Source organism: Hyphomicrobium sp. (genome assembly GCF_009026145.1).
Lineage (GTDB): Bacteria > Pseudomonadota > Alphaproteobacteria > Rhizobiales > Hyphomicrobiaceae > Hyphomicrobium_A.
On the sequence record NZ_WBUE01000020.1, the window covers coordinates 30,225 to 48,508 of the forward strand.

The window sequence follows — 18,284 nt, forward strand, 5'->3', positions numbered from 1 at the left end:
AATGACGCGCCCGCTAGTTCACGTAGAAGCGGAAGCCGGCGCGGATCTGGTGCTCGTTGAGGCCGTCGAAGCCGACGCTCGACGGAAAGCCGCCGATGCCCATGCTCACGTCGGTGCCACCGATGTACATGTAGCGGTAGTTCACGTCGATGGCGAAGAACGACGAGAAGTCATACGACACGCCGGCCATGGCGGCGCCGGCGAACTTCACCTGCGTCGTCCGCGTGTCGGCGCTGTAGCTGCCCGTCGAGTCGGTCCAATCGGCGTTGCGCGTCAGCTGGTTGACCGCGAAGCCGACGCCGACGCCGACGTACGGCGTCCACGGCGTGCCGGTGCGGATGTCGTAATAGGCGTTGGCGAGCAGGATCGTCGATATGAATTTCGTCTTGTCATCGATGAGCACCGCGTTGGCCTGCGGGCCGCTGCTGAAAGTTGCCGACATGATGGACTGGATATCGACGGTGAAGTCCGTGCGCAGGTGCGGGGCCCACACGTAGCCGACGCCGACGCCGCCCATGAACGAGGGCAGGAAGCTGTCGTACAGCCAGGCGTCCTGCAGCCCGACCGTGCCCAAACCGTAGGGCGTGCCCGTCGTCGTCACCGAAGGATTGCCGCCGAAGCCGGCGGCGAAGTCGCCACGGAAGTACCAGTCGGCCTCCTCGACGGGAACGGGAATAGGGGCCGGGACCGGCGTGCGCACACCGTATGGATTGATGCCGTTGGAATAGTAGGGATCGCCGTCGGCGAGCGCGGGCGACATGCTGGCGCCGATCAAGCTCGCGCCGAGGGTCAGGGCGAGCGAAAGTGTCGTGAGTGCACGGTTCATCTGCGTCGATCCTCGCTTGACGGCTGGCAGGCCTTAAGCCTCGCCCGACGTCCTAACTCTGCTCTTGAAGGCTTGAGCCGCCCGACGGGGCGGTCGCCTCACGCGTTAAGCAAACTAGGAAATCGAACTTCGACTGCAGGCGGCCGCGATCGACGCCGGGCCGTGAACGCCGGGCCCTTGAAGCGAGCCCGGCGCGGCTTTCATGCAAGGCGCCAAAGCGGCGCCGGCCGGCTTACTTCACCGGCTGATAGACGACGGCCTCGCGCTGCAGCTTGTAGCGAACGCCCAAGAGCAGGTCGTTGGAGGTGATGTCCTTGATCTGGTGTCCAGCGTACGAGTACTGCCCCAGATAGGTGGTCACCGGGCCGCTCTCCGCCGTTCCGAGATCGGCGTAGCGATAGGCCAGGTCGACGACCATCTGCGGGGTCACGTCGTAGCTGACGCCGGCGTGAATGGCCCAGGCGAAGTTGGTGCTGGTGCTGTTAGCACCGAAAGCAACGCCGTGGTTCGGCACGTTGATGTCCTTCAGACCCTCGACCGTCAGACTGGCGAAGCCAATGCCGGCGCCGATGTAGGGCGTGAACCCGCACCAGTTACCCATGTCGATGTAGGCGTTGACGAGGCCCAGCCAACTCTTGATGTCGGCCGTGTACTCGTTGGTTGCGGCGCCTGTGCCGCTGGATGCGAATGGATCGCGATAGCTGTCGGCGCCGAAGAAAGCCGCATCGCCGCGGTATTCGCCGGTGAGATCAAAGCGCAGCCAGTGCCGCGCCTGCCAGCCGATACCGAGTCCGTAAAGGACGCTCGTCTTCATGTCGTGATTGTAGATCTGAAAGGTCGAATTCTCGGCGTAGCCCTCGTTGAACATACTGCCGACTTCAGAATTCGCCTGGCCGACGTAGCCCTTGAAGTAGATGCCGCGATCGCTCGGCGGCGGCGGAGGGACGTCGTAGCCGCCCTTGAGGCCGCCGTCGTAGATGTCGGCCGCCATGGCGGGAGCGCACAAGGCGAGCACGATAGCCGACCCGAGCGCGGCGCCTAGCGAATAGGAACTGCGATTGGTATTCATGGTACTTCCCCTTCGAATTCGTCATGCCGCCGCAGCGGCGCTCGTGTGGCGAACGCGAAACGTGCTCAGTCGACGACTATGGGGAAGAAGACTTAAGGGACACTTAATCGGCGTCTCGGAATGAAACGCTCGCGCGGGGCGCGATCCGTTAACGGCTCGTTAAGCGGCGGGAAGTCCCGAGAGGGCGGGGGAAAGCACAGTTGACGGCGTTCGACACGCGTGGACAGCCGGCGGCAGCACCTATACGCTGAAAGGCATTGCAAACCGGGGATTGAAGCCCATGGATACAAGAACAATCGTCATTGTCTTGGCCGTTCTGATCGCGATCGTCGGATTGGCGATGTACGCCATGCAGGGCACCACGCCAATGGCGCCCGAGGCCACAACGCCACCCGCAACAACGGCACCCGAGACGCCCGCAACGCCGCCGCCGACGCCGTAATCACGGTTTGCGGCCAAAGCCGCGGCAACGGTCTGGATTGGCGCAATAAAACGGCGCTGAGCCGCTCAGGCCGCGGCTGCGGCACGCACCGCCTCGACGATGTCGCCGACCACCGTGTTGACGAGCCGCTCGTCGTCGCCCTCGGCCATGACGCGGATGACTGGTTCTGTGCCCGACGGACGGATGACCAGCCGCCCGTACTCGCCGAGCTTGGCCTTGCCCGCATCGATGGCCTTGACGACGCGCGTGTCCTCCAGCGGGCTGCCGCTCTGATAGCGCACGTTCTTGAGGATCTGCGGCAGCGGCTCGAAACGGTTGGTCACCTCGCTCACCGTCGAGCCGGTCGAGACGACGACGGCCAGGAGCTGTAGCGCCGTGACGAGCCCATCGCCGGTGGTCACGTAGTCGGACAGCACGATATGCCCGGACTGCTCGCCGCCGACGTTGTAGCCGTGCTTGCGCATATGATCGACCACGTAGCGGTCGCCGACGGGCGTGCGCACCATCTCCAGCCCGATGCTCTTCAAGTAGCGCTCCAGCCCGAGGTTGCTCATCACCGTGGCGACGACGCCGCCGGCGGTCAGCTTGCCGGAGCGGTGCCAGGTGTCGGCGATCACCGCCATTAGCTGGTCGCCGTCGACGATGTTGCCCTTCTCGTTGACGATGACCACGCGATCGGCGTCGCCGTCGAGGGCGATGCCGACGTCGGCGCGCACCTCGCGCACCTTGTTGATCAGCGCCTCCGGCGCCGTCGAGCCGCACTTGTCGTTGATGTTGCGGCCGTTGGGCTCGACGCCGATCTTGATCACCTCGGCACCCAGCTCCCACAGGGCCTCGGGCGCCACCTTGTAGCCGGCGCCGTTGGCGCAATCGATGACGATGCGCAGCCCGTCGAGGCGCAGGTTCTTCGGCAGCGTGCGCTTGGCGAACTCGATGTAGCGCTCCTGCGCGCTCTCGACACGCGTGGCGCGGCCGATGGCCTCGGCGGGGGCCAAGAGCTCGGCGGTATCGGCATCGATCAATTCCTCGATGCGCCGCTCGGTATCGTCGGAGAGCTTGTAGCCGTCGGGATCGAACAGCTTGATGCCGTTGTCGTCGAACGGATTATGCGAGGCAGAGATCATCACGCCGAGATCGGCGCGCAGCGAGCGCGTGAGCATGGCGACGGCCGGGGTCGGCATCGGCCCGAGCAGGAACACGTCCATGCCGACGGCGGTGAAGCCCGACATCAGCGCCGCCTCCAGCATGTAGCCGGACAGGCGCGTATCCTTGCCGATGACGACGCGGTGACGGTAGTTGGTCTGCGTTTGGAAGATCTTGCCGGCGGCCATCCCGACCTTGAGCGCGACCTCCGAGGTCATCGGCGACTTGTTGGCAAGACCGCGAATACCGTCCGTGCCGAAATAGCGGCGCGACATGGGGATCCCCTTGGCTCTGTTCAGTGGCTTCTGCCTACCATTTCGCGACTTCGATTGCATAAGCTACCCCGACGGCTCCCCGCTTGCGAGCACGGTAAGCACCCGGCGCGAACGTTTTGCGGCGCCCGGGGCGCAAACCCTTCAAATCCTGTTGGCGCAGGTTACACACCGCACCCTTAAAAAGCCGAAACCACCCTGGCGGGGCGTCAGGCGAGCGCCCGGTCGCTGCCGGTCAGCGCCGCGCGCCAGACATTGAGCGCCTGGCGGGTGGCGGCGACGTCGTGCACGCGCACGATCTGCACCCCCTGGGCGGCCCCCGCCAGCGCCGCGGCGATGGAGCCCGGCACGCGGTCGCGCGGGTTGGGGACGTCCGAGATGTGGTCGATGAGCTTCTTGCGCGAGGCGCCGAGGAGCACCGGCGCCCCGAGCGCGTGGTAGAGCGACAGCGCCGCCATGACGGCGACGTTGTGATGCAGGTGCTTGCCGAAACCGATGCCGGGGTCGACGACGATCTTGGCCCGCGGAATGCCGGCTGCCTCGCAGGCGGCGATGCGCGCTTCGAGGTAGTCGAACACATCGAGCACGACATCGGAATATTGCGGATTGTCGTTCATCGTGCGCGGATCGCCTTGCGCATGCATGAGAATGACAGGGAGCCCCGTCTCGGCGGCGGCACGCATGGCGTCCGCATCGTGGGTGAGCGCCGAGACGTCGTTGAGGATGTCGGCACCGGCGGCCGCGGCACGGCGCATCACCTCGGCTTTGCGCGTGTCGATGGAGATCAGGGCATCGGTGCGCGCACGCAGGCCCTCGATGACCGGCATGACGCGCTTCAGCTCCTCATCGAGAGGAACGCAGTCGGCGCCGGGGCGGGTCGATTCCCCGCCGATGTCGAGGATATCGGCGCCCTCCTCGGCGAGCTGCAGCCCGTGGGCGATGCCGGCCTCGACCGAGGCGTGCACCCCGCCATCGGAGAAGCTGTCGGGCGTGACGTTGATAATGCCCATAATGCGCGGGCGGTCGAGAGCTAGCCCCGCGAGGCGCGGGCGGGGGCTGGTGATGGCTTCGAGATCCTTAGCCGCGTCGAGTGTGCCGCGGCCCCAGTCGCGCTCCACCGCGTCACCGAGGGGTACGATACGCCGCCTGACGCGCGTCCCGTCGCGCTCGGCGATCTCCACGGTGGTGAAGCGCAGCGGCTGGCCGGCGAGCGGCAGCCCGCTAAAGGCGTCCTCGTCCGCCTCGATGGGCGCTGGAAAGAGCCCGATGGGCCGCAGGTAGGTCGTGCGCTGCATGGCTGCGGACCGCTATTGCACGACGTCCGAGTCACGTACTCGGAACACGCCTTTGATCACGTCCGGATTGCATACACAGATCTGAATGTGCGTCTTCTCGTAGAAGCCAGCGCCTTCGTAAATGGGTGATCCTTCAAGGAAGATACCCGATACCGTATCGATCGCCGGCTCTCCCGCCGACTTGCGGATCTCATGCACTGTCTGAATTACGGCTCGATCAAGCCTACGCATCAGCAAGTCATTGCCGCCGGCATTTTTCGGCAATGGCAGCCCGGCACGACCGTAAGTCGAGTCCAGAGATCTATAAGCCCTTCTCGTATGCTCTATACCCGCCTCGGTTGCGAGATCGAGACAAAGTCCCAGCTCGACGACAGCCCCGACAACGGCCGCCGTCCAGTCGGCTTTCTGGCGCGCCTTCTTCTCTGCGGCGAAAGCTAGGGCTCGGCGCGGATTAGCTTGCCAAAAATAGATTCCAGGGCCGAGCCAATCATAGTCGTTGTCGCTAGCTACAAACGGCTCTCCCGCAAGCACAAGCTCTGCCGCCTCAAGCGAGCAACCGTGGTAGCCGAGAATGAATGAGGTCGACAGGCGATGCACGTCAGCGATAGTTCTTTGTTGGCTTGCCCCGGCTGTCGATAAAGCCCAGCTCCTTAAGCTTTCTGCGCGCCGTATCCTCAGATGCAGTATTCGCCGCTACCCAAGCGTCCGCAGCCACCTTGAACCGGGCCGTGTCCTCAGCATCAATGATGCGCGAGCCAGTGTCCGCCACACGGCTCTCGCGCTTCTTCTTTGTCATCCGTGCACCTCAGGACTGCGGTTGCGGCTCCATCGGGCCGGTGCCGCCGGTGGGGCGGAAGCGGCCACCGGCGCTCGGCACCGCCGAGCCCACCTGGTCCTTGGGCCCTTCGTCATCGGACTTGCGCACGATCTTCTCGCCGCGCATCAGCGCCTGCACCTCGTCGCCCGAGATCGTCTCGTACTCCATGAGCGCCTGCGTGATGGCCTCGAGGTCGCGGCGACTCTCCGCAATCACCTGGCGCGCCTGATTCTCGCCCTCGGTGACGATGCGACGGATCTCCTGATCGATCAGCCGCGCCGTGTCCTCCGACATGTTCTGGCGCTGCGTGATGGCGTGGCCGAGGAACACCTCCTGCTGGTTCTCATTGTAGCGCAGCGGGCCGAGCTTATCGCTCATGCCCCACTCGGTCACCATGCGGCGCGCCAGGTCGGTGGCCTGCATGATGTCGCTGGAGGCGCCCGTGTTCAGGTGATCCTTGCCGTACACTGCCTGCTCGGCGCAGCGGCCGCCGAACGACATGGCGATGCGCGCCTCGCACCACTGCTTGGAGTAGCTGAGCTTGTCGCGCTCCGGCAGGTTCATGGTGATGCCCAGCGCACGGCCACGGGGGATGATCGTCACCTTGTGCAAGGGATCGCCGCCGGGAACCTTGAGGCTGACGAGGGCATGGCCGGCCTCGTGATAGGCGGTGGCGAGCTTCTCCTCCTCGGTCATGATCATGGAGCGGCGCTCCGCACCCATCATCACCTTGTCCTTGGAATCCTCGAACTCGAGCTGCGTCACGAGTCGCTTGTTGCGGCGCGCCGCGAGCAGCGCCGCCTCGTTGACGAGGTTGGCGAGGTCGGCGCCCGAGAAGCCGGGCGTGCCGCGGGCGATGACCTTCGGGTCGACGTTGGGCGCGATCGGCACCTTGCGCATGTGCACGCGCAGGATCTTCTCGCGGCCCGCCACGTCCGGGTTGGGCACGGTGATCTGACGGTCGAAGCGGCCGGGACGCAGCAGTGCGGGATCGAGCACGTCGGGGCGGTTGGTTGCCGCGATGAGAATGATGCCCTCATTCGCCTCGAAGCCGTCCATCTCGACCAGCAACTGGTTGAGCGTCTGCTCGCGCTCGTCGTTGCCGCCGCCGAGGCCGGCGCCGCGATGGCGGCCGACGGCGTCGATCTCGTCGATGAAGATGATGCAGGGGGCGTTCTTCTTCGCCTGCTCGAACATATCGCGCACGCGGGACGCGCCGACGCCGACGAACATCTCGACGAAGTCGGAGCCGGAGATGGTGAAGAACGGCACGTTGGCTTCGCCGGCGATGGCGCGGGCGAGCAACGTCTTACCGGTGCCGGGTGGCCCGACGAGCAGCGCGCCGCGCGGGATGCGTCCCCCGAGCCGCTGGAACTTCTGCGGGTCACGCAGGAACTCGACGATCTCCTGCAGGTCGTCCTTGGCCTCGTCGACGCCGGCGACGTCCTCGAAGGTGACGCGCCCGTGGCGCTCGGTCAGAAGCTTGGCGCGCGACTTGCCGAAGCCCATGGCGCGCCCGGAGCCCGACTGCATCTGGCGCATGAAGAAGATCCACACCGCGATGAGCAGCAGCATGGGGAACCAGTTCAAGAGCATGCCCATGATCGAGGGCACATCCTCGTCCGACGGACGGGCGCGGAACTTGACGCCCTTCTTCTCCAGCCGCTCGACGAGGGTGGAATCCTGCGGAGCGTAGGTGGTGAAAGAGGTGCCACCGTCGCGCATGGTGCCGTAGATGCGGCTGCCCGCGAGCGTCGCGTCGGAAATGTTGCCGTTGTCGACGGCGGTCAGGAACTCCGAGTAGGTGATCTCGGTGCCGCGCCGGCTCTGCGTCGGGTTGTTGAATAGATTAAAGAGGGCCGCGAGCAGGACCAGAATTGCAACCCAGATGGCAAGCTTTTGAAAGTTTGAGTTCATTTCGTTCCCTGTGGAGCGCGACAACGGCTCGCGCCGACCCTATCCCCGGATCCGCCCGGGCGCCGCTCTAAGCTCGCCGTTAACATAGGAGTGAGCCTACACAATGCCAAGTTACACGGCCTTCGCTCCCCAGGAGCTTAACGGCGGATCACATTGTCGGCGACCGCCGCGCCGTCGCAGCGCCAGCGTTTTCACGGGCTTAGCCAAGGAATTCGGCCGAATAGAGCCGCCGTTGGGCTTCCCAGTCGGCTGGCGCCCCCGGCAAGCCGGCAAGCCGCGGAACGACGATTAGCTCTTCCTGATGCCAAAAGGCCGGTAGCGTGGCGGCGGCGCCGGCCGGCAGATCGCGCAGGGTATCGAAGTCCTGGCGCAGCCGCGCAAAGGCCTGCGCACCGAGCGCCCGCACCTCGATGGGACCAGGACTGTCGGGCGCCGCGCCGACGCGAAACCTGCGGTCCCACACGCCAGAGGCTCCGGGCGGCAGGGTGAGCGTCGGCAGGGCCTCGCGGCCGGCCTCGCGCCACACGCGGATGTCGTCGCCATGGGACATGACGATGGCGCCGGCAAGCGTGGCGCCTTCGAAGCCGGCCTGCGCCACGCGCTCAACGAGCGCCTCTAGCTGGGCCAAGCGCAGCGGCTCGGACTGTCCGCCGTAAGATGCGATGAGCCGCGCGAGCAGACGCAGGCGCAGCTCCTCCGGTGCCGCCAGCCAGGCGGCACGGTCGAAGCTGGCAAAGGCGCCGCCGTGCAAGTCGAGGCGCGCTTTCCGCTGCAGATCGCCGAGCGCTGCCTCGAGCGCCGCGCGTACCCGCGCCAGGCGTCGCGCGCTGAGCGCGATCTTGTCGTTGCTGAGCCCTAGACCGGCAAGCAGGGCCCTCGCCTTGCGCAGGCGCACGCGCTCGAAGCGCTCCGCATCGTTGCTTGGATCCTCGATCCAGGTAGCGTTTGCAGCTCGTAGCGTTGCGCGCAGGCGTGCCCCCGAGACAGCGAGCAGCGGACGCAGCAGCTTCATTTGCCGATCATCGCCGAGCGGGCGCGAGGTCGCCATAGCCGCGAGGCCATCGAGGCCGCTCCCACGCGCCAAGCGCATGAGCAGGGTTTCCGCCTGATCGTCCTCGGTGTGGGCGGTAACAACCCCCACCATGCCATGGGAGCGGAAGCCGGCGGCCAGCTCGGCGAGCAGCCGGTAGCGGGCTTCGCGCGCCGCATCCTGGAGGCCGGTGGCCGGCTTGTCACCCGACCACGCCAGCAATGCCGTGTCGAAGCCGAGCGCCTGCGCCTGTCCGATGACCCACTCGGCCTCGGCGCGCGAGCCGGCGCGCAATCCGTGGTCGACGGTAGCGACAACGACTTGCATCGGCGGCCGCGCGCGCAGCCGCAGCCAGCGCCGCACAAGATGCATCATGGCGACGCTGTCGGCGCCGCCCGACACGGCGAGGATCAAGACAGCAAATGCACTGAGCGGGGCAAAGAACGCATCAAGCTCGTCATTCCGCACCGGATCGGCGTCGGAAGGAGGGCTACAAGGCAGCGCTGCGCCTTGATCAGCTGCAGCCAATTCGCTGGCGCTCCGACTTGGCGCGCATCTTGACGTTCTCGGGCGCATTGGGGAACCGCGTGGACAGCTCGCCGAAAGATGAGCAGGCGGCGTCCTTCTGGCCAAGACGATCGAGCGACATGGCGAGCTTCAACAGGCTGTCGGCGGCGCGCGCATTGCCCGCGTAGTTTTGGTAGCCCTTCAGGAAGGAGCTGGCCGCAGCCTTGTACTCGCCGCGCACGAAGTGAGCCTCGCCGAGCCAGTACTGCGCGTTGCCGGCGAGGGAATCCTGCGGATAGCGGGAGAGGAAGTCCTCAAAGGCGCCCTGCGCGGCCGCATAGTCGCGCTGCATGAGGTAGCCGTAGGCCGTCTCGTAGAGCTGCTTGGCATTGCTCGCATCGGCAGCATTGGGCGCCGTTGCGGCGCCGAAGGCCGGGGGCAGTGCCGCCATCTCGGGTGCTGGGCCGGGCGCTGCGCTCGCGCCAGAGGGTTGATCGCTTTCGATCAGGCCGCTGATCGAGTCACCGCCGCTGCCGGCAGTGACGGTGGTCGAGCCGAAGCGGTCGGCGTCGGGAGCCAGGGCGCCATTCGGCTCGGCTCCTGTGGCGGCTGGCGGTTGCGCCTCGAGTGCCAGGCCGCCAGGCGGGGCACCCGCATCGGAACGGCGCGGCTGGGCGCCGAGCGCCCGCACCTGATCGGTCAGCTGCTGGATCTGGGCGGCGAGCGCGCGCATCTGCGTCTCCAGCCCGTCGAGGCGGACGCTATCGACCCCACCGCCGCCGCCGGCCGCAGATGGAGCACCACCGCCGCGGGCGAGAGATTCGAGCGTGCCGACCACGACCTGCATGTCGACGAGTTGCTCCTCGAGTTGCTCGATGCGCTGCTTCAAAGCAGGATCATCCGCAGCCTGCGGCGCGGCAGCCTTGGCCTTGGACTGCACCTGCTGCGCGTCGGCTTGCGCCACTTGCAGCGGCTCTGGCAGGGACTCGGCGGCGATGGCGCCGGTCGCTAGCCCGACGACGCATGTGCCGCTGACCAACATCGATGCGAAACGGCGAGGCATGAGCGTTGGGTCACCTGGGCTATGACAGGGCCGGACGTCGAGGCTACTCGGATCGGTCGCCGGACGAGTACGGCCGCGGGTTGTGCGATCTGCCGACCGCGCTCGGCGGTGGGCATTTGCAGGACACTGTGGCTTCCTAGGCATCACTTACGGCACGGGTTGTCAACGCGCCACCCCAACCTGCCGGGCAGCGGCGGCGGGCCCTTCAATCGCCGTGGCGGGCGCGAAGGTGCCGGACGCCGGCGGGGCGAGGGCTGCGGCGCGCGGAGCGCTACCGACAAGACCGAGGCGGTCGCGCGTTCCAGTGGCGAAGACGAGCGTCACGACGCGGCGGTTTTGGGCGCGGCAATCGGTATCGGCGCACGTTGCGAGGCGCACCGAGCGGCCGAGCGGCACCACGGCGAGGCGGGACGGCTCGACACCCTCATCGATGAGACGCTGACGCACGGCCTCGGCGCGCTGCTCGGAAAGGGCAACGTTCTCCTGATCGGTGCCCGGCTCATCGGCATGGCCTTCGATGGCGGCCTCGAACTCGTGCCAGCGCATCAGCCATTGCGCCTGCGCGGCGAGTGCCGAGCGGGCGCGGCTGCCGAGCTCGGCGCTACCAGGCGAGAAGAATACGCGGTCCCCGGCTTCGAGGCGTAGCTTCGACTGAATGGAAGCGTTGCGCCGCAGCTCCACATCCCAGGCCGGGCTGCGCGTGGCGGGCAGCGCGAGCGGGGCGGGGGCATCGGAAAGCGCAGGCGCGGCGATGGAGCCGGTCATTGCCGGCGGCGCGGCGGCGCGCGCCTGCGGACCGCCTTCCGCGAAGCCGCGAGCGGCGCTGTCTTGATCGAGAGCTGCAAGCTCGCGGCGCGCATGCGCTGCGGCAGCACTCGTCGGGTAGCGGGCGATGAGGGATTGAAACGTCTCGCGAGCAAACTCGGCATGGCCGGCCGCGAGCTTCTCGACGCCGTCCAGATAGAGCTCCTCGGCGCGTTGCTCGCTATCGTAGCTGCCGACGGCGCGGCCGGCATCGGACGGCTCGGCGTTGGCGACGCGCGGGCAATCGCCGGCAACAAGAGCGATGAGTGCAAAGGTTACGATGAGCGTGCAACGTCCCGCGTCCGAGCGAAGCGCGGCTGCGCCGAGACGCATGCTCGACCCGCGCTGAAGCCACGACATAAGAAATCCTCGCAAGCAAACCGCTGAAATACCAGCGATCATTGCCCAGGATTTGCGGCAAATCTTTGCCGTGTTGCGGAAATGCGCGCGCAGGTGTGGATGTGCGGCGCCTGCGCCACAGAATACATCTGGCGCCGCTTTCGCAAGTCCTGAAACGCAAAAAATCCCGGGGGCTACCCGGGATTTGAATTTAGTAGAATGCCGACCTCGAGAGCGCGCTCAGTTGCCGGCCGTGCGCGAGTTGAGCACCGTCTGCGCGCGGCGATTCTGCGACCAGCAGGAGATGTCGTTGCAGACCGCTACTGGACGCTCCTTGCCGTAGGAGATCGTGCGGATACGCGAGCCGTTGATGCCGTTCTGGGCCAGGAAGTTGCGCACCGTCGTGGCGCGGCGCGCACCCAGCGCGATGTTGTACTCGCGGGTGCCGCGCTCGTCGGCGTGACCCTCGATGGTGATGGTGTACTGCGGGTACTGCTGCAGCCACTGCGCCTGCTTCTGCAGAATCGCGTTAGCCTCCGGCGTCAGGTCGGTGCTGTCGGTGGTGAAGTAGACGATGTCACCGACGTTGACGGAAAAGTCGCGGTGCGAACCGGGCGTCACCGACCCGTCGCGGCCCGTCAGCGACGACGCCGGTTTGTTCTCATCATTTGCACACGCGGCGGCCAGGGCACCCACGAGCAGTACGGCGAGAAGGCGCGTTGCGCGGGTGAACCAGGTTGTCGTGGCCATGAAATTCCCTTTCGTCGCCCTCCACTCAACATCGAAGCGAGGCGACAGTTCCAGATCGGGCACGGTTATCCGACCGCTTGTACGAAAATATGGCCGGCACCCCGAGCAAGCCGGCACCTTCCCCCGATTCGCCGCGGGAAGCACCGACATCGAACCAATAACCGGTGGGCAGCGGCGACGCGCGGCGACCAATGGACCCGGTGTTGCGCCATGGCAGCAGGCGGCGGCAGCGCCAGGCGGCGATACGCTCAAAAAAGCATCAAGGCCGAGGTGAGCGCTCTGAAGCGCCCACCTCGGCCTTGAAATTCGGCCTCCCTGGCAGGCGCCAAGGAGGTGACACCTTTCGGCGAATTACCGAGCCGGCTGCGCGGCGACCGGAAGATCGGCGCCGAGCTTCAACGGAGCAGGCTCCTCGCGGCGGCAGGCGCCGAGAGCAACAGCAGCGGCAACAGCCGCGATAAGGATGGCCCCCTTCATCGTCATCATCTCCTAAAAGGTTGTCCCAACTCGAAAAGCAAAATGCTTAGCGAGCAACTTCCGTGGTCATGTCGGCGCCGAGCTTCAGCGGAGCAGGCTCTTCACGACGGCAAGCGCCCAGAGCAACAGCAGCGACGACGACGGCGAGCACGATTGCACTCTTCATAGCATTTTCTCCTATGTTGTCCTGGCCTTGCCGCCGGCTCTTAGCGAGCGGGCTGCGTGGCGGCAGGCATATCAGCGCCCAGCTTCAGCGGCGCCGGCTCTTCACGACGGCACGCGCTCAGCGCAACGGCCGCAACCACTGCTGACAAAACGATCAGCCCCTTCAAACCCTGCATGGTCTCATCTCCTGATGCTTTATCGGCACTAGCCATATATTGGGGTACTGGCGCGGCTCGTCTTGATCAAGAACAGAGGCAGTTATCCCTCAGTTTTCCAAGCCGGTAGGTGCGAAAATGCCACGCCGTTCCACGCCGTCCTCAACACCTCGACTAGTACGTCCCACCTCGTCGGAAAAGCCTGAATCTACGCCCTAAACTCGCCTCTCCGACGTCGAGGCGCTTGTGCACCATTGAGCGCTGAAGATCGTTAATTTCAAGTTAAGCGCTGTCTCAATTCAGGAGCGGCGACCACGCCGGATCGGAGGCGAAAGATGGCGTACGGATCGTTCGCTCGTTGTAGCCGGTCAAATCGACGGAAAAGATTCGCGCCCCTCCGTTCTCCCCCTGCGATTCCCGGAAGAACATCAGCACCCGGCCGTTGGGCGCCCAGGTAGGGCCTTCGTTGTGGAAGCCCTCCGTGAGCACGCGCTCGCCCGAGCCGTCCGGGCGCATGACGCCGATGAGGAAGCGGCCGCCGAGTTGCTTGGTAAAGGCGATGTAGTCGCCGCGCGGCGACCAGACGGGCGTCGAGTAGCGCCCATCACCCTGGCTAATGCGATGTGGGTTGGAGCCGTCCGAGTTCATCACGTAGATCTGCTGGCTGCCGTCGCGATCGGTCTCGAAGACGATCTGGCGTCCATCGGGCGAGTAGCTCGGGCTTGTGTCGATGGCGTTCCCAGGTGTCAGTTGCCGCCGTTGCCGCGAGCGCAAATCCATCTCGAAGATCGATGAGTTGCCCTCCGACTGCAGGCTCATGATGACGCGCTGCCCGTCCGGCGAGAAGCGCGGAGCGAACGTCATCCCCGGAAAATCGCCGACGATCTCGCGCTGGCCCGTCTCCAGGTTCATGAGGAACACGCGCGGCTGGTCGCCGGCGTACGACATGAAGGTGATCTCCTGATTGGTCGGACTGAAGCGCGGGGTCAGCACCAGCTCCTGGCCCTTTGAGAGCAGGCGCACGTTGAAGCCGTCCTGATCCATGATGGCGAGGCGCTTGACGCGGCGATCCTTGGGACCGGTCTCGTCGACGAACACCACGCGCGTGTCGAAGTAGCCCGACTCACCGGTGAGCTGACGGTATACCTGATCGGCGATGATGTGCCCGACGCGGCGCCAGTTCTGCGCGCTGGTGGCGAATCGCTGGCCGGCGAGCTGTCGTCCGGTCGTCACGTCCCACAGGCGGAATTGCGCAACGATGCGGCCGTCCGCCCCGCGCTCGACGTCGCCGACGACAAGTGCGTCGGCGCGTATCGCGCGCCAGTCGGGAAAGCGTGGCGCGGCATTCACGTCGCGCACCTGTTCGAGGAACGAGGCGCGATCGAGCGGCTCGAACAATCCAGACCCGCCAAGGTCATTCTGCACGACGTCGGCGATGTCGGCGGCGAGCTTTGGATCGGGGCCGAGCAAGTAGGGAATGGCGATGGGTATGGGTGCGATGGTGCCCTGCGTCTGGCGCCCCTGCAGTCCACCGCCGGCCGCCGGCGGCGGAGCTTCGAACTGGCGCATCTGCGCATCGAGACCGCCGCCCGGCGATGGCCCCTTGTAGCTGTCGTCGGGACGCTGCGCCGACGCGGGCGCAACCAGCGCCACTGCCGCGAGCCAAGCCAGCGCGCAGAGCAGGAAAGGTCGCCAGGCAAATACCCCGCGCCCGCTCGCTGCCGTCCGTACGTTCTCGTCTCGCATGTCGTTTGAACCCTTTGCCCGTCCGGGCGCTGCTTAGCATCGAATCGTTGCGGGGCGCACGCCTATCGCTGCACCAACCCAAGAATGACGGGCCAGTCGAAGGCCCAGGTGACCGTGCTCCAGGCCTGGTACATGTCGGGCGGCAGTTGAAACGGCGCGCACTGCTTGATGGCACGCACCGACGCGTCGGCAGCGATGGCATAGAGCGGCGTGTTCTGCCGATCGACGACCACCGGCTCGCCGTCGAGCGAGCCGTCCTGGTTAAGGCGGAAGCGCACATTGACGATCGGCGTATCGGGACCACCGCCGCCGCCCGGCAGGCGCGCGCAAGGCTCCAACTGCCGGTTGATCATCGACAGCAGCAGGTCCTGCTCGCGCGCCGATAGGACGGTGTCATTGCCCTGCCGCTCGCCGACCGTGGGGCCGGTATAGTCAGTCGGCTTGGTCGGCGGCGTCGAGGATTGTGGCGCCCCGCGCTTGTCGGGCGACTTGTCGATGAGCGCGGCGATCTTGTCGGCGTCGAACTTCTTTTTCGCCTCCTGCTTGCGCTTTGCCTCGGCCAGTTTCTTCTTCCTCTCCTCGGCCCTCTTCTTCTCCTCGGCTTTCTTCTTTTCTTCCGCTTTCTTCTTTTCCTCGGCCTTCTTCTTCTCCTCCTCGGCCTTTCGCTCCTGCTCGAGCTTCTCCTCGAGCTTCTTCTTCTCGTCGGGCGTCGGGCCAGGCTCCGGCGTCGGCTCGGGCGGCGCCGCCGCGAGCTTTTCCGCAATCGGATCCTTCTGCGGCTCAGCCTTCTCGGGCTCGGGCGGCGGCGGCTCGGCAGCCGGCGGTGGCGCGGTAATGGGCTTCGGCTTCTCCGCCTCCTTCTTGGAGACCTCCTCTGGCGGCTCCTCCTTCGCCTTTGCCTCGAGCTCCTTCGCGGTCGGATCGCCACGCTTCAGGCGCGTCAGCTCGGACGGCGTGATGATGGTCGCCTCGATCGGGATGACGGAGGGCAGGTCAGGAGGCGCGTGCTGGATCGAGATCAGCGCGTAGGCCAACAACAGGGCATGGCCGACGAACGAGGTGAGGAGCCCGCGGAACACGCTTAGCGTCCCGATGCCGAAGTACGCCTGAGCTCGCTGCAGGGGCCGAGAGCGAACTTCGGCATCATAAGGGACGCTAGAAGCATGTGTCTGCTAGTGCGATTCAGATCGCGAAATTCGCTCGCTACCTCGCAGATGATGATGGCGAATTTCGCGATCATCGCACTAGCCTCCATCCTCCACTTCCGTGACCAGGGACACCTTGCGGAAGCCGCCGGCGCTGATGCGCCCCATGACGCGCATCACCGTGCCGTAGGCGACGCCCTTGTCGCCGCGCACGAAGATCTGCTCGTCGTAGCCGTTCTTGGCGATGGCCTTCAGCTTCGGCGCGATCTCATCGAGTGTGACGGCTGTCTCGCCGATGAAGACGCTGCCGTCGGCTTTGACGCTAATGGCGAGCGGCTCCTTGTTCGACTCGAGCTGCTTGCCTTTCGCCTGCGGCAGCTCGATCGGCACACCCACTTGCAGCAACGGCGCAGCGACCATGAAGATGATGAGCAGCACGAGCATCACGTCGACCATGGGCGTGACGTTGATCTCGCTCATCGGCGCATGCCGACGCGAGCGTCGGCGCCGTCCTGCCGCCTGTGGCGTTGCCCTGATGCTTGCGCCCATGGTTGCCCTTCCCCGCTTGTTGGCGGGCTCCCTTAGGTTCTGACGTCGATCTGCCGCGAAACGATGGCGGCAAACTCGTCAGCGAACGCCTCCAGCCGATGGCTGATCTGGGCGCTGTCGGCGGAGAACTTATTGTAGAAAATCACCGCCGGAATGGCGGCGAGAAGGCCGAGCGCGGTCGCGAACAGCGCTTCGGCGATGCCGGGCGCGACAACCGCGAGGTTGGTGTTCTTCGACACGGCGATGGCCTGGAAGCTCGTCATGATGCCCCACACCGTGCCGAACAGCCCGACGAACGGCGCCGTCGCGCCGACGGTGGCGAGGAACAGAAGGCGACGGTCGAGGCGCTCCATCTCGCGGCTGATGGTGACGTCCATCACCTTCTCGACGCGCAACTGAATGCCGCCCAGCGCACGGATGTTGCCTTCGACGGAGCGCTTCCATTCGCGCATGGCGGCTACGAACAGCGCCGCCATGGTGATCGGTTTGGTGCGCGACAGCGCCGTATAGAGCTCGTCGAGCGACTGGCCGGACCAGAACATGTGCTCGAAGCGGTCGGACTCGACGCGCGCACGGCGGAAGGCGAAAAATTTCTCGACGACGATCGCCCATGACCAGATCGAGGCGATGAGCAGCCCCGCCATCACGAGCTGCACCACGATGTGGGCCTGCAGAAACAGCTCGAGGAAGGAGAAGCCGCCCACCGTCGCGGGACCGATGGCTTCCTGGGCGAGATCGGTGGGGTTCATTTGGTTATCCGTGACGTGGGCTGAGCCGGGAACGCGGGCGGTCGCGATGGAGGCGCCGTACGACCGGACCCGCCGGCCGCGCGCAACCGAAGCCCGAGTGTGACGTGCTTCGCCCACATCCCCAAGAGGGCATGTTGCCTCGCAATATGACCAAACGGGGGCGCCGCGGCCCGCGACTCAGGCTCACGGCGCGGATTTTACAGCACGCCGCAAAGCGAGACCGGGCTGTCGCCACGAAAACCGCGGTCCGCTCGGCAGCTGCATCGGCGCGCGTGCACGTCGCTCACGCCATCTCGAGCAGGCCACGCCAGCCGCCCGACTGGGGATCGTAGGCCGAGAGCGTGCCCTCATCCATGTCGTAGATCCAACCGTGCACGTTGAGCCGGCCGGCGCCCACGCCTTCGCGCACAATGGGGTAGGTCATCAGGTTGTCGAGCTGGAACTGCACGTGCGCCTTGATGGTGGCCGTCAACCGCTCCGCCCCCGGCACGCGCGCGGCAGCGATCAGCTGATGCGCCGGCTTGGTGAACTCGACCCAGCGGCCGAGGTGCGCCTCGCTGCCAGGCAGGATCGGCTCGAGCAGGGCCGCAATGCCGCCGCAGCCGGTATGCCCGCACACGACGATATCGTCGATGCCGAGGTGGCCGACGCCGTATTCGATCGCGGCCCCGACGGCATCGTCGGCGGCATCGGCCGGCGGCACGACGTTGGCGATGTTGCGCACCTCGAAAAGCTCGCCCGGATCGGCGTTGGTGATCGTCGCCGGTACGACGCGGCTGTCGGCGCAGCCGATCCATAGCAGGCGCGGCTTTTGCTGCTTGGTGGCCAGGCTCCGGTAGAAGGCCCGGTCGCGCTCGAACTGCTGGCGGAAGCGCTCGTGCCCCTCCATCGCGTCCTTGATGTCCAGGTCTATACCCCTGGCGTCCTTCTGAGTGGTCACGCATCCCCCTTCCCGTCGCGGGCTCCCCTTACCGCATCATGGTGAGCGGGCACGCAGTTGTCGATGCCACGAAGGCTTCACCGC

19 protein-coding genes are annotated in these 18,284 nt (G+C 66.0%); 1 reads left to right on the forward strand and 18 read right to left on the reverse strand.

Annotated elements, in window-relative coordinates:
• Positions 1 to 13 precede the first annotated feature (13 nt).
• Both F9K20_RS14735 and F9K20_RS14740 read right to left on the reverse strand, forming a co-directional pair.
• A complete protein-coding gene (locus tag F9K20_RS14735) occupies positions 14 to 826 on the reverse strand; it encodes an outer membrane beta-barrel protein (RefSeq protein WP_291003271.1) in 813 nt (270 codons plus the stop codon).
• Between the two features lie 232 nt (positions 827 to 1,058).
• A complete protein-coding gene (locus F9K20_RS14740; protein WP_291003273.1) occupies positions 1,059 to 1,895 on the reverse strand; it encodes an outer membrane beta-barrel protein in 837 nt (278 codons plus the stop codon).
• Between the two features lie 280 nt (positions 1,896 to 2,175).
• On the opposite strand from F9K20_RS14740, the gene F9K20_RS14745 reads away from it, so the two are divergent.
• On the forward strand, positions 2,176 to 2,337 hold the full coding sequence (locus tag F9K20_RS14745) for a hypothetical protein (RefSeq protein ID WP_291003276.1): 162 nt from the start codon (positions 2,176 to 2,178) through the stop codon (positions 2,335 to 2,337).
• 65 nt (positions 2,338 to 2,402) lie between these two features.
• Here F9K20_RS14745 and glmM read toward each other — a convergent pair whose 3' ends face one another.
• The 16 genes from glmM to F9K20_RS14825 form a co-directional block, all read right to left on the reverse strand.
• A complete protein-coding gene (glmM, locus tag F9K20_RS14750; RefSeq protein WP_291003279.1) occupies positions 2,403 to 3,755 on the reverse strand; it encodes a phosphoglucosamine mutase in 1,353 nt (450 codons plus the stop codon).
• 206 nt (positions 3,756 to 3,961) lie between these two features.
• A complete protein-coding gene (gene folP / locus F9K20_RS14755) occupies positions 3,962 to 5,047 on the reverse strand; it encodes a dihydropteroate synthase (RefSeq protein WP_291003282.1) in 1,086 nt (361 codons plus the stop codon).
• Positions 5,048 to 5,059: 12 nt separating this feature from the next.
• Complete coding sequence (locus tag F9K20_RS14760) at positions 5,060 to 5,644, reverse strand: hypothetical protein (protein WP_291003285.1); 585 nt, start codon at positions 5,642 to 5,644, stop codon at positions 5,060 to 5,062.
• Position 5,645: 1 nt separating this feature from the next.
• Entirely contained in the window at positions 5,646 to 5,843 is a 198-nt protein-coding gene (locus F9K20_RS14765; protein ID WP_291003288.1) for a hypothetical protein, read from the reverse strand.
• 9 nt (positions 5,844 to 5,852) lie between these two features.
• The gene (gene ftsH / locus F9K20_RS14770) at positions 5,853 to 7,781 is read right to left on the reverse strand and encodes an ATP-dependent zinc metalloprotease FtsH (protein WP_291003291.1); all 1,929 of its coding nucleotides are present in this window, start codon (positions 7,779 to 7,781) and stop codon (positions 5,853 to 5,855) included.
• A 199-nt stretch (positions 7,782 to 7,980) separates the two neighbouring features.
• Complete coding sequence (tilS, locus tag F9K20_RS14775) at positions 7,981 to 9,279, reverse strand: tRNA lysidine(34) synthetase TilS (RefSeq protein WP_291003294.1); 1,299 nt, start codon at positions 9,277 to 9,279, stop codon at positions 7,981 to 7,983.
• A 46-nt stretch (positions 9,280 to 9,325) separates the two neighbouring features.
• Entirely contained in the window at positions 9,326 to 10,381 is a 1,056-nt protein-coding gene (gene ybgF, locus F9K20_RS14780) for a tol-pal system protein YbgF (RefSeq protein WP_291003297.1), read from the reverse strand.
• A 162-nt stretch (positions 10,382 to 10,543) separates the two neighbouring features.
• On the reverse strand, positions 10,544 to 11,545 hold the full coding sequence (locus F9K20_RS14785) for an OmpA family protein (protein WP_291003300.1): 1,002 nt from the start codon (positions 11,543 to 11,545) through the stop codon (positions 10,544 to 10,546).
• Between the two features lie 219 nt (positions 11,546 to 11,764).
• Complete coding sequence (pal, locus tag F9K20_RS14790; protein WP_291003303.1) at positions 11,765 to 12,274, reverse strand: peptidoglycan-associated lipoprotein Pal; 510 nt, start codon at positions 12,272 to 12,274, stop codon at positions 11,765 to 11,767.
• Positions 12,275 to 12,625: 351 nt separating this feature from the next.
• Positions 12,626 to 12,751, reverse strand: a complete 126-nt coding sequence (locus F9K20_RS14795) for a hypothetical protein (RefSeq protein WP_267873852.1) — start codon at positions 12,749 to 12,751, stop codon at positions 12,626 to 12,628.
• Positions 12,752 to 12,957: 206 nt separating this feature from the next.
• Positions 12,958 to 13,092: a hypothetical protein gene (locus tag F9K20_RS14800; protein WP_291003310.1), complete on the reverse strand. Its 135-nt coding sequence runs from the start codon at positions 13,090 to 13,092 to the stop codon at positions 12,958 to 12,960.
• A 273-nt stretch (positions 13,093 to 13,365) separates the two neighbouring features.
• Positions 13,366 to 14,640, reverse strand: coding sequence for a Tol-Pal system beta propeller repeat protein TolB (gene tolB / locus F9K20_RS14805; protein WP_291003437.1), 1,275 nt, complete (start codon positions 14,638 to 14,640; stop codon positions 13,366 to 13,368).
• Between the two features lie 239 nt (positions 14,641 to 14,879).
• The gene (locus F9K20_RS14810; protein ID WP_291003313.1) at positions 14,880 to 15,896 is read right to left on the reverse strand and encodes a protein TolA; all 1,017 of its coding nucleotides are present in this window, start codon (positions 15,894 to 15,896) and stop codon (positions 14,880 to 14,882) included.
• A gap of 165 nt (positions 15,897 to 16,061) precedes the next feature.
• Entirely contained in the window at positions 16,062 to 16,511 is a 450-nt protein-coding gene (tolR, locus tag F9K20_RS14815; RefSeq protein ID WP_291003316.1) for a protein TolR, read from the reverse strand.
• A 32-nt stretch (positions 16,512 to 16,543) separates the two neighbouring features.
• Positions 16,544 to 17,260 carry a protein TolQ gene (tolQ, locus tag F9K20_RS14820; RefSeq protein ID WP_291003319.1) on the reverse strand — a complete coding sequence of 239 codons (717 nt, stop codon included), beginning with the start codon at positions 17,258 to 17,260 and terminating at the stop codon, positions 16,544 to 16,546.
• 283 nt (positions 17,261 to 17,543) lie between these two features.
• On the reverse strand, positions 17,544 to 18,200 hold the full coding sequence (locus tag F9K20_RS14825) for a carbonic anhydrase (protein ID WP_291003322.1): 657 nt from the start codon (positions 18,198 to 18,200) through the stop codon (positions 17,544 to 17,546).
• Between the last annotated feature and the right edge of the window lie 84 nt (positions 18,201 to 18,284).